The 11,205-nt window shown below is 73.1% G+C and carries 12 protein-coding genes; 9 read left to right on the top strand and 3 right to left on the bottom strand.

Annotation, left to right across the window (positions count from 1 at the left end; translation table 11 throughout):
- Positions 1–58: 58 nt before the first annotated feature.
- From ACWGKJ_RS20460 to ACWGKJ_RS20425, 8 genes are all read left to right on the top strand, one after another.
- Entirely contained in the window at positions 59–2,572 is a 2,514-nt protein-coding gene (locus ACWGKJ_RS20460; RefSeq protein WP_385017132.1) for a non-ribosomal peptide synthetase, read from the top strand.
- The gene (locus tag ACWGKJ_RS20455; RefSeq protein ID WP_385017129.1) at positions 2,569–3,615 is read left to right on the top strand and encodes a TauD/TfdA family dioxygenase; all 1,047 of its coding nucleotides are present in this window, start codon (positions 2,569–2,571) and stop codon (positions 3,613–3,615) included. Before ACWGKJ_RS20460 ends, ACWGKJ_RS20455 begins: the two co-directional genes overlap by 4 nt.
- Before the next feature lie 198 nt (positions 3,616–3,813).
- On the top strand, positions 3,814–4,842 hold the full coding sequence (sbnB, locus tag ACWGKJ_RS20450) for a 2,3-diaminopropionate biosynthesis protein SbnB (protein WP_385017126.1): 1,029 nt from the start codon (positions 3,814–3,816) through the stop codon (positions 4,840–4,842).
- A gap of 14 nt (positions 4,843–4,856) precedes the next feature.
- Complete coding sequence (gene sbnA, locus ACWGKJ_RS20445; protein WP_385017124.1) at positions 4,857–5,924, top strand: 2,3-diaminopropionate biosynthesis protein SbnA; 1,068 nt, start codon at positions 4,857–4,859, stop codon at positions 5,922–5,924.
- 26 nt (positions 5,925–5,950) lie between these two features.
- Positions 5,951–6,169 (top strand): MbtH family protein, encoded by a 219-nt coding sequence (locus ACWGKJ_RS20440; RefSeq protein WP_385017121.1) that lies wholly within the window; start codon positions 5,951–5,953, stop codon positions 6,167–6,169.
- The gene (locus ACWGKJ_RS20435) at positions 6,159–6,731 is read left to right on the top strand and encodes a YbaK/EbsC family protein (RefSeq protein WP_385017119.1); all 573 of its coding nucleotides are present in this window, start codon (positions 6,159–6,161) and stop codon (positions 6,729–6,731) included. Before ACWGKJ_RS20440 ends, ACWGKJ_RS20435 begins: the two co-directional genes overlap by 11 nt.
- Before the next feature lie 40 nt (positions 6,732–6,771).
- Positions 6,772–7,755, top strand: coding sequence for a TauD/TfdA family dioxygenase (locus ACWGKJ_RS20430; RefSeq protein WP_385017117.1), 984 nt, complete (start codon positions 6,772–6,774; stop codon positions 7,753–7,755).
- A gap of 82 nt (positions 7,756–7,837) precedes the next feature.
- Entirely contained in the window at positions 7,838–8,539 is a 702-nt protein-coding gene (locus ACWGKJ_RS20425) for a DNA-binding response regulator (RefSeq protein WP_385017112.1), read from the top strand.
- 143 nt (positions 8,540–8,682) lie between these two features.
- Here the strand turns inward: ACWGKJ_RS20425 and ACWGKJ_RS20420 are convergent, their stop codons facing one another.
- The 3 genes from ACWGKJ_RS20420 to ACWGKJ_RS20410 form a co-directional block, all read right to left on the bottom strand.
- On the bottom strand, positions 8,683–9,252 hold the full coding sequence (locus tag ACWGKJ_RS20420; protein WP_385017110.1) for a sensor domain-containing protein: 570 nt from the start codon (positions 9,250–9,252) through the stop codon (positions 8,683–8,685).
- Positions 9,253–9,338: 86 nt separating this feature from the next.
- Positions 9,339–9,644 carry a chorismate mutase family protein gene (locus ACWGKJ_RS20415; RefSeq protein WP_385017108.1) on the bottom strand — a complete coding sequence of 102 codons (306 nt, stop codon included), beginning with the start codon at positions 9,642–9,644 and terminating at the stop codon, positions 9,339–9,341.
- 110 nt (positions 9,645–9,754) lie between these two features.
- Entirely contained in the window at positions 9,755–10,663 is a 909-nt protein-coding gene (locus tag ACWGKJ_RS20410) for a 4'-phosphopantetheinyl transferase family protein (protein WP_385017105.1), read from the bottom strand.
- 230 nt (positions 10,664–10,893) lie between these two features.
- Between ACWGKJ_RS20410 and ACWGKJ_RS20405 the strand changes: the two genes are divergently transcribed.
- Positions 10,894–11,097, top strand: a complete 204-nt coding sequence (locus ACWGKJ_RS20405) for a hypothetical protein (RefSeq protein ID WP_385017102.1) — start codon at positions 10,894–10,896, stop codon at positions 11,095–11,097.
- Positions 11,098–11,205 lie beyond the last annotated feature (108 nt).

Raw genomic sequence — 11,205 nt, 5'->3', positions numbered from 1 at the left:
GTGAAGTCGGCTGAGGGCTCACGGCATTGACGGACCTTCCGTGGAGGCGGCACTCGTGATGGACGACGCAGGGGAATACGGCGCCGTGGCAGGCCGGAGTTACTGGGACGCGGTCCTGGACGCGGTCGGCCGCACCCCGCTGCCGCGCTGGACACCGACGGGACCCGGCGCCCCCGGCGGTACGGCCACGCACCGCACGGCCCTGCCCGCCCCCGGTGTCACGCCGGCCCTGCTGCTGGCCGCGCACGCCAAGGTGCTGGCCGCGCTGACCGGCGAACCCGACACGGTCAGCGGCTACCTGCCCGCCGGCGGCGCACCGCTGGCCGCCCGGGTGAGCGTCCAGGACGGCAGCTGGGCCGGGCTGGCCGCAGCGGCGGAGCGCACCCGGCGGTCCGTGGTGCGGCACGCCGCGCACGCACCCGACACCGCACCCAGCCTGTTCGACACGCTGGTCGCCGAGGACCCGGCGGCCCTGGCCGCGGATCTGCCGCAGGGCGTGAACCTCGCGGTCGCCACCGACGGGCGCGAGCTGGTCCTGCGCCACCGCACGGACACCCTCGACGCCGGGGCCGCGGCCCGTGTCGGCGGCTACTACCTGGCCGCGCTGGACGGACTCACCGCCCGTCCGGACAGCGCCCACCAGGACCGCACCCTGCTCTCGGACGACGAAGTCCGCACCCAGACCGAGGAGTTCGCCGGGCCCGACGAGCCGCTGCCCGACCTGCGCTGCCATCAGCTCTTCGAGGAGCGCGCCCGGCTGCGGCCCGGTGACACCGCCCTGGTGCGGGGCGGGCAACGCCTCACTTACGGGGAGCTGAACCGGCACGCCAACCGGATCGCCCGGCAGCTGCGGCTGCGGGGACTGCGCGACGAGGACGTGGTGGCCGTCGTCACCGAACGCGACTTCGGCTGGGCGGCCGCCGTGCTCGGCGTACTCAAGGCGGGCGGGGTGTATCTGCCCGTCGAGCCGCACTTCCCGGCCGCCAGGATCGAGACCGTACTGCGCCGCAGCGACTGCCGGTATGTGCTCACCGCTCATGGCGCCTGTCCCTCGCTGGACACCGCGCTGGCCGCCCTCACCGCCCCTGCGGAGGGCCCGTCGGGCACGGCGGGCGGCCCCGACGTCAGCCTCGTCGACGCGCTGCCCGAAGGGCTCGCCGACCACGACCCCCTGATCCCGGTGCGCGCGGACCAACTGGCCTACATCTACTTCACATCGGGCTCCACCGGCGAGCCCAAGGGCGCCATGTGCGAGCACGCCGGATTCACCAACCACCTGCTCGCCAAGACCGCCGACCTCGGTATCACCGAGGGCACCACGGTCGCGCAGACCGCCCCCCAGTGCTTCGACATCTCGCTCTGGCAGCTGGTGGCGGCCCTGACCACCGGCGGCACCACGCACCTGGTGGAACAGGAGGCGCTGCTCGACCCCGCCCGCTTCGTGGAGACACTGCGGGGAGCGGACATCGAGGTGGTCCAGCTGGTCCCGTCGTATCTGGAGGTGCTGCTCACCTTCCTGGACGGCGACCGGACCGCGCTGCCCGCCCTGCGACGGGTCTCGGTGACCGGTGAGGCGCTCAAGAAGGAGCTGGCCCAGCGCTGGTTCGCCACCTTCCCCGCAGTCCCGCTGGTCAACGCCTACGGACTCACCGAGACCTGCGACGACACCAACCACGAGGTGCTGCTGCGCGCCCCGTCGGGCCCCTCCGTACCGCTGGGGCGGCCGGTGCGCAACGTACGCGTGTACGTCGTCGACGAGCGGCTCAGACCGGTGCCGCTGGGCGCGCCCGGTGAGATCGTCTTCTCCGGGGTCTGTGTGGGGCGCGGATACGTCAACGACGAGGAGCGCAGCAGGGCGGCGTTCCTGCCCGACCCGTACCGGCCGGGCGAACGGCTCTACCGCTCGGGCGACTTCGGCCGCTGGGCGCCGGACGGCCGCCTGGAATTCCACGGCAGGCGCGACGCCCAGCTGAAGATCCGCGGCTTCCGTATCGAGCTCGGAGAGATCGAGAACCGGCTGCTCCAGGTGGCCGGGGTGCGCGACGGCGCGGTGGTCGTGGCGGGGGCGGCCGAGAGCCGCCACCTGGTCGGCTACTACACCGGTCCCGCGGAGCTGGCCCCGGCCGATGTGGCGGCTGCGCTCGCCGGGGCGCTGCCCGGCTACATGGTCCCGGCCCGGCTTGAGCGCCGGGACGCGCTGCCGCTGACCGCCAATGGCAAGACCGACCGGAAGACGCTGACCCGGGAGGCGGCCGCCGGTGAGCAGGACGGTGCGGACGGGGGCGGCGCGCCCGGTGCGGCCCTGCCGGACGCGTACACCCCGCGCACCGCCATGGAGCGCCGGCTGGCCGGGCTGTGGGCGGGGATCCTCAGGGCCGACCCCTCCCGTATCGGCCGCACCACGCACTTCTACGAGGCGGGCGGCACCTCGCTGACCGCCGTCCGGCTGGCCATCTCGCTGGACCGGCTCGTCACGGTCAAGGAGCTCGCGGCCACCCCCGTACTCGCCGATCTGGCTGATCTGTTGCAGCGGCGGCTCGCCGCCCGTACCGAGGGAGAGATCGCTTCATGACATCCGTCGCGGAGATCCACATACCGCTCGCGGAGCCCACCGGGCACCCCGGGCCCGCCCACCGTAACGAGCCCGTCCCGGCACCCGGGCCCGGCGCCGTGGCGGTGCTGACCGTCGCCCCCGACGCCCTGCGCGCCGCAGGCGGCCCCGCGGAGTGGGCGGCCGCGCACCGCGAGACCGTCGGCCGGGCCGTCGCCGAGCACGGTGCGGTGCTGGTACGCGGTCTCGGGCTCGGCTCGGCCGCACAGGTCGCCGCCGCGGCAGCCGCGCTCGGTGTCGCACCGATGCGGGAACAGGAGCGGTTCGCCGCCCGGCGCACCCACGCCGAAGGGGTCTACGGATCCTCGGAGTGGCCGCCGGACGAGCCCATGTGCATGCACCACGAGGTGAGTTACTGCGCCGATGTGCCGTCCCGCGCGGTGTTCGGCTGCCTCACCGCGCCCCGTACCGGCGGCGCGACGGCCGTCGCGGACTCGGGCGAGGTCCTGCGCGCCCTGCCGGACGCGCTGGTCGCCCCCTTCGTCCGGCACGGCTGGCAGCTCACCCGCACCTACCGCGAGGTGGGCGTCGCCTGGACCGAGGCGTTCGGCACCGACGACCCCGAGCGGATCGCCAAGTACTGCGCGGAGGCCGCCGTCGACCACGAGTGGCTGCCCGACAGCGCGCTGCGCACCAGGCAGCGCAGGGCCGCCGTGCTGCGGCACCCGGTGAGCGGCGAGCGGATCTGGTTCAACCAGATCGCCTTCCTCAACGAACTGACCCTCGACCCGGTGATCCGCGAGTACCTCACCGATGTGTACGGCCCGGACTCGCTGCCGTTCACCACCGCGTACGGCGACGGCACACCGGTCCCCGCCGAGGTGATCGCGGCCATCGACCACGCCTACCGGCAGGCCACCCGGCGTGAACCGTGGCTGGCCGGCGACCTGATGGTCGTCGACAACCTGCGCATGGCGCACAGCCGTGAGGCGTACGAGGGCGAGCGCGACGTCGTCGTGATCCTGGGCGGCCCGGTCCGGCCGGCCGGCCACGTCCTGCCCTGAACCCCGGCCCCTACGCGGCCTCTTCGTACGCACCCGGCTCCACCCCTACGCGGCCTCTTCGTACGCACCCGCCGGATCGCGGCGCCGTGTCACAGCCCCGCGTACGCACCAGCTCGTACACAACAGCCCGCGTGCATCCGCCCGTGCCCACCCGCCCGTACGCCCCCCGCCCCGTCCACCAGCCACGGAGACCCCTCCATGTCACAGACCCCCTCCTTCGCAGTGATCCCCGGCGCCGACGTGAGCCGCGTCCTGGAGAGCCGGCACCGCGAGACCGTCGGCATCATCGAGGCCGCGTACCGCATCCACGGCCGGGGCGACACGGTCAACCCGCCCTCGTACTTCCTGCGCTTCCCCGACCGCCCCAGCTCCCGCATCATCGCGCTGCCCGCGTCGGTGGGCGGCGACGTCCGGGCCGACGGCATCAAGTGGATCTCCAGCTTCCCGGAGAACGTCGCGGCGGGGCTGCCCAGGGCGTCGGCCGTGCTCATCCTCAACGACCCCGACACCGGCTACCCGCTGGCCTGTCTGGAGAGTTCCATCATCAGCGCGGCGCGGACCGCGGCCTCCGCCGCACTCGCCGCCGACAAGCTGACGGCCGGGCGCCGGCGCCCGCGGCGGGTCGGCTTCTTCGGCACCGGACTGATCGCCCGCTTCATCCACGGCTATCTGGCGGGCACCGGCTGGGAGTTCGACGAGACCGGCGTCTTCGACCTGTCCCGTGAGCACGCGGAGGGCTTCGCCGGCTATCTGGAGGGCTCCGGTGCGGACCACGGCAAGACCGTCGTCCACGACAGCGCGGAGAGCCTGATCCGCGAGAGCGACCTCGTCGTCTTCGCGACCGTGGCCGGCACCCCGCACGTCACCGACCCCGGCCTGTTCGCCCACAACCCGCTGGTGCTGCACATCTCGCTGCGCGACCTGTCACCCGACGTGGTGCTCGCGGCGACCAACGTGGTGGACGACGTGGAGCACTGCCTCAAGGCCGACACCTCCCTGCACCTGGCCGAACAGCGGCTCGGGAACCGGGACTTCGTCGACGGCACGCTCTACGACGTACTCACCGGTGAGCTGACCCCGCCGCAGGACCGCCCGGTGATCTTCTCGCCCTTCGGCCTCGGAGTGCTGGACCTGGCGCTCGGCAAACACGTCCACGACACCATTCGCGACGCGGGTGAACTCGCCGTTGTCGAGGGGTTCTTCCATGAAATGCGCCGCTACGGCTGACGGGAGGAGGGGCTTTGATCATTTCAGCCCCGCACCAGTTCAACGAGGACGATCTGTATGTGAATCTGCGATCGGTTCTCGGAATCCCGCTGTATCTGAAATGCGAGGGTTTCAATTTCGCCGGATCAATCAAACACAAAGCCGCTCTCGCCATGGTGGAGGCGGCCGAACGCAACGGCGTGCTCTCCCCGGGCTCGGTCCTGGTGGAGTCCTCGTCGGGCAATCTCGGGGTCGCGCTGAGCATGATCGCGGCCAGCAAGGGCTACCGCTTCGTCTGCGTCACCGACTCCCGCTGCAACCTCGCCGCCCGCCGGCTCATGGAGGCCCTGGGCGCGAGCGTCCACACCATCACCGAACCCGACCCGGAAGAGGGGTTCCTGGGCGCCCGGCTCGCCCACGTCCGCAGGCTCTGCGCGGCCGACCCGCGGTATGTCTGGCTCAACCAGTACACGAGCCAGGACAACTGGGGCGCCCACTACCGGCTGACGGCGCCGCCGCTGTCCGGCAGCTTCCCCGGTCTCGATGTGCTGTTCGTCGGCGCCGGGACCACCGGGACACTGATGGGCTGCGCCCGCTGGTTCCGCGAACACCGGCCCGAGGTGCGGATCGTGGCCGTCGACAGCGTCGGCTCGGTCACCTTCGGCGGGCCCCAGCGCAGCCGGTCGATCCCCGGCCTCGGGGCCGGGGTACGCCCGCCGATGCTCGACGAGTCGTACATCGACGACGTGGTGATGGTCCCGGAGAGCGACACCGTCCGGATGTGCCACCGGCTGGCCGCCCGCGGATTCCTCTTCGGCGGCTCCACCGGCACCGTCGTCGCCGGGGCCGCGGCCTGGCTGGAAGCCCGCCAGGCACACCAGGCCCACCGCACCCATCAGAAGCACCGCGGTGAGCTGACCGCCGTGACCATCTCGCCCGACCTGGGCGAGCGCTATCTCGACACCGTGTACCAGACCAACTGGGTCCAGGGCATCTACGGCGATGCGGCCGGCACGGCCGACGTGATCAACACGGCCGACGTGATCGACGCGGTCGACCCGCTCAGCACCGCAGGACCCGCCGTACCCGAACCCGCCGCCTGAACGGCCCGACCGTGGAGGAAATCCCGATGAACAGCAACCCGTTCGAAGACACCGACGGCCGCTACCTCGTACTCGTCAACGACGAGGGCCAGCACTCGCTGTGGCCCGCCTTCGCCGACGTGCCGGACGGCTGGCGGACGGCTCTGCCCGGGTCCGGCCACGCGGAGGCGCTGGCCTGGATCAACGAGCAGTGGACCGACATGCGTCCGCGCTCGGTCGCGGAGGCGATGGACCGTGCCGCCTGAGCAGCGTCTCCGCCGGGCGGGTGCGGCCGGGGCGGGCGTGCCGGGAGCTTCCCCGGCCGCGGGCACGGCGCACGACCGGCTGATGGAGCTGCTGGCCGCCGGACGCGTTCCGCACCGGCTCCTGGCCCATCCGCCCGAGGGCCGTACCGACGCCGCCAGCCTGCTGCGCGGCCACCCGCTCCGGCGGGCCGCCAAGACCCTCGTGGTCCGGGTCGCCCTGGGACGGAAGAAGTCCCGGTACGTCCTGGCCGTGGTCCCCGGCGACCGCAGGGTCGATCTGGGGGCCGTGGCGGACGTGGCCGGCGGGGTACGGGCCGGTTTCGCCGACCGGGCCACCGCCGAGCGCCTCACCGGCTGCGTCAGCGGATCGATCATGCCCTTCTCCTTCCACCCCGACCTGACCGTCCTGGCCGATCCGGAGCTGCTCGGCCAGGACGAGATCTGGTTCAACGCCGCCCGGCTCGACCTCTCGGTCGCACTCTCCCCGCACGCCTACCGCCGGCTCGCCGCGCCCCTGGTGGCGCCCCTCACCGGACCGGACCCCGCGGTTCAAGCCGCCTGACCGCACTTCAAGCCGCCTGATCAGGAAGCGAAACGCACGCATGACTCTGATTCTGGACACCAGCCCGACCACCCCGGCGGTCACCGTCGGCCCGGACCGCGCCCGCGCCATCGAGCAGGCGGCGCGGCGGCTCACGCCCGTCGCAGGAGGCCGGGTGGACAGCCCCGAGTGGGTGGCCGCGGCCCGCGACAGCTGGGCTGACCTCCCGTCCGAGCTGCGCAGACCGCTGGCCGCCTTCCGCCGCGACTCCGGGCCCACCGGCTCCCTGCTGCTGCGCGGGCTGCCGGTGGACGAGGCGGTGCTGCCCGCCACCCCCGCCGCCGGAGGCTCGGCGCAGCACACGGCGGACGTCTCGGCCGCCGTCCTGGTGATGATCGCCGCCGGGCTCGGCGACCCGGCGGCCTTCCGCCCGGAGAAGGGCGGCGCCCTGGTCCAGGACGTCGTACCGGTCCCGGGGCAGGAGGACTTCCAGGGCAACGCGGGCTCCGTGCTGCTGACCTTCCACACCGAGAACGCCTTCCACCCGCACCTGCCCGACTTCGTCATGCTGCTCTGCCTGCGGGCGGACCACGAACGGGTCGCGGGCCTGCGCACCGCCTGTGTCAGGCAGGCGCTCCCGCTGCTCTCACCGGACGGCCGCGCGGCCCTGTTCAGCCCCGAGTTCAGGACCGCGGCCCCGCCCTCCTTCGGGTCCACCGCAGGAGGCACCGCCCCGCACGCTGTACTGACCGGGGCGCCCGAAGACCCGGACGTACGGGTCGACTTCGCGGCCACCCGGCCGCTCACCGGACGGGCCGCCGACGCGCTCACCGAGCTCCAGGAGATCTTCGACCTGACCGCGCAGACCGCCTACCTCGAACCGGGCGACCTCGCCCTCGTCGACAACCGCGTCACCGTGCACGGCCGTACCGCGTTCCGGCCGCGCTACGACGGACGGGACCGCTGGCTGCGGCGCGGCTTCGTCCTGACCGATCTGCGCCGTTCGCGGGCGGTGCGGCCGTCCGACGGCTACGTCGTCGACTGACCCCCGCCGCACGCCCCCGCCGCACGCACGCCCCCCGGCATACCCCGCCGCCCGTCACCGAACCGAGAGAAGGCCGACGCCCATGCGCATCGTCATCGCCGAGGGCTCCGCCGTGCTGCGGGCCGGACTGGCCCAGGTGCTCGCCGACCGCGGCCACCAGGTGGAGGCCGTCGGCGACGCCGGTGGGCTGAGCGCGCTGGCCGGCCCGTACCGGCCCGATGTGCTGGTCGCGAACGCCGCCCTGCCGTCCGCCCGTACGGACGACGGCATCCGGGCGGTGCTCGCGGCCGGCCACCGGTGGCCGCTCGGCGGGCTGCTCGTCTACTCGGCTGCGCCCGAACCCGGCTGCGCCGCCCGGCTGTTCGCCGGTTCGGGCAGCCGGGCCGGGGTGGGGTATCTGCTCCTTGACCGGGTCCACGACGCCGGGTTCCTGCTGGAGACGGTGGCCCGGGTGGCGGCGGGCGCCACGGTCGTCGACCCGCGGATCGTGGGCTCGCTGGCGGCCGGGGACACGGCACAGGACGAGCTGGGGGCGCTGAGCCGCCGTGAGCTGGAGGTACTGGAGCTGATGGCCCAGGGCCGCACCAACAGCGCGATCGCCCAGCGGCTGAACGTGTCACCCGGCACCGTGGAGAAACGGGCCGCCGCCGTCTTCGGCAAGCTCGGCATCCCCTGCACCGGGCACGACAACCGCAGGGTGCTCGCCGTACTGCGCTACCTCGCCGCCCGGCCCGGCGCGGCCACCGCCCACGAGCCCCGGATGACCCTGGCCGGGGCGGCGTAGGAGCGGCACAGCACGCTGCCCCCGGTGATCACCGACCACCGGGGGCAGAGTCGTGTACGGCAGAGTCATGTACGGCGAAGTCGTCCACGGCAGAGCCATGTACGGCGGGCCGTGCACGGCAGAGCCGTCTGGGGCGGGCCCGTTCAGCCGCTGCCGATGATGCTGCGGGCCACCCGTACCTGCCAGTTGGTGACGGCGATGATCAGCCACGGGCCGAAGAAGAAGGCCACCACACCCGCCGCGAAGTGCAGCGCCACCGCACCGGCCGGGCTGGGGCCGCCCCACGCCGGGTCGGGGTAGGGCGCCCAGCCCCAGATCGGGTACGTCAGATTGCGCGCCGACACGATGAACCAGCCCACCACGAGAGCGAACGAGAGGGAGCTGACCAGCAGGTTGACCAGCATGAAGAAGAGGCCTCGGCCGACCCTGCCGACGCCCGAGCGGTGCCCGATGTCCTCGCCGAGCAGCAGCTGTGCGCGCAGCCGCTCGACCATGGGCCCGATGAAGGCGACCACCACCAGCATGACCAGCAGGACCAGCACACCCATCTGCTGGCCTCCGTGGCCCTGGGTGGACTTCATGGCGTACGGGAGCACGAACAGCAGCAGGGGACCGACCGCCACCAGCGCGTACAGCACATGCCGCCACGTCCGTGGCCGGAACGGCCCGGTCAGCAGCCGGATGCGTCCGGAGCCCGAAACAGAGGTGGACATGGTGAAATTTCCTCTCGTGGGGGTTGAGCGCCGTGAGCCCGGCAGGGACCGGCAGGCAGCCGGCCCGCTCCCGGGCGACAGAGGCATCAGGCAGCCGCTGCGGCGGACCGGCCGAGGGCCGAGGGGCTCCGCCCGGCCCGGCTCATGGCGAGCAGGTGCAGGGCGATGGCGGTACCCGGCTGGCCGAGTGCCTCGTGATACCGACTCAGCACATCGTTCTCATCGGCCAGTTGGAACTCCCGCAGACCCGCCGTCCGCCGTGCGGCCCTGAGCCGGGACGCGGTCTCCACCCGCTCCCGGGCCAGGCTGATGAGGGACCTGTCCAGTTCGGCGAGCCGGTGGTCCAGTTCGGTGAGGGGGCCGGTGGTGACCGGTGACATCTCTGACCTCACGCCATGCCTCCGCTGGTCGGCTGGCTCGGCACGCTGGAGGGGCCGAGCACGATGAGAGGAAGCTACCCAGCGGGGTTTTCTTTTCGTTATCGAAGGAGAAGCGAGCCCGGTCAGCGGCGCGGCGCGATCAGTTCCGTGCCGGGGCGCATCCGTACCCGTACGGCGCCTGCGCCGATGACGGCGACCGCGCCCCGGTACCCGGGCCCCAGGTCGAGATCGGCCAGTGCGGTGCGCGGGCGGAGGTCCGCGCACCGGCCGAGCAGGGCGGGGGCGCGGTCCGGCGCGGACACCGTGAAGCTGTCCATCGGGGTGTTCAGCCCCTCGCCGGTCGCCTTCAGGACGGCCTCCTTGCGCGTCCAGTACGTCAGAAGACCCCGGGCCCGCTCCTCCCGGGGCAGCCGCAGCAGGGCGGCGCGTTCCGCCGCGGTGAGCACCAGCTCGTACCCGGGCGGCAGGCCGGACTCGTGGGACAGGCCGGACTCGTGGGACAGGCCGGAATCACACGGCAGAGCGGTCTCGGTCCCGGTCCCGGATCCGCTCCCGATCCCGGTCTCGGACTCGGACCCGGTCGTGGTCCCGGTCGGGCCCGGCCGCGGGTCGTCCAGCCGCTCCACGTCGAGCCCGAGCGGGTACCCGTCGGTGACCCCGAGCGCGACCACGTCGCCGGAGTGGGTGAGGGACAACTCCCAGCGGGCGGCGGCCCCCAGGGCCCGCGGTTTGCCGTGCGCGCCGCCGCACCCGGGGCAGCGGGTGCGCAGCCGTACCGCTTCCGGTTCTGTTCCGCAGAGCCGCGCGAGCGCGGTCCTGGCGAGGACCCGGCCGGTGACGAAGCGGGCGAGATCCCGCTCCCGCAGAAAGCCGGAGCAGCGCGCCAGTTCGCCGGAGTCCAGCAAGCGGAACCAGTCGGCGGGCCGGGAAAGCGGGGGCAGCGACCAGATACGGCACTCGGCCGTCGCCTCACCGGTGGCGGCGGTTCCGGATGTGTCCGGCTCCCGGCCGGGTGCGGTCAGCGGCGTCATGGTTCTGAGTGTCGGCCGTACCGGGCCGTCGGGGAAGCCCGGAATCCCTCCGCGCGTGCGGAGGAAAACCGCCCCGCACCTTGACGTTAAAGATCCGATATCGCCGGACCTGCCCCTGCGAAGCGGCTTTGATAGCGGACCGAAACCGCCGCTCCCTAACGTTCTGCTCATCGGGGGGCACGCACCGTTCGGGCGCCCTCCCTGACCTACTCAACGGGAGAAGAAGAGACATGCAGCCCAGCTGGAGATCCTCGGCCAAGCGGACCCTCGTCACCCTTGTCGGTACCGGAGTGCTTCTCGGTGGCGCGGCCACCGCGGTCCACTCGGTGCAGGGCCACGGCCGGCAGACGGCGGCCGTCCGGGCCGACAGTGCCGTGTCCGGTTCCGGTTCCGGTGTGGTCGCCACTCCGGACGGCAACGAGGACTGGGGCTGAGACCGGCGGTGACCGGCTGGGCGGAGTGGTCGCGGACCTGACCGGGTCCGGACCGGATCCTGCCCCACCACGCGTGCGGGGCGCCAGGAGACCTGAGTCTCCTGGCGC

The organism is Streptomyces sp. NPDC054757 (assembly GCF_053612185.1).
This window is presented reverse-complemented; position numbering and strand designations above follow the sequence as displayed.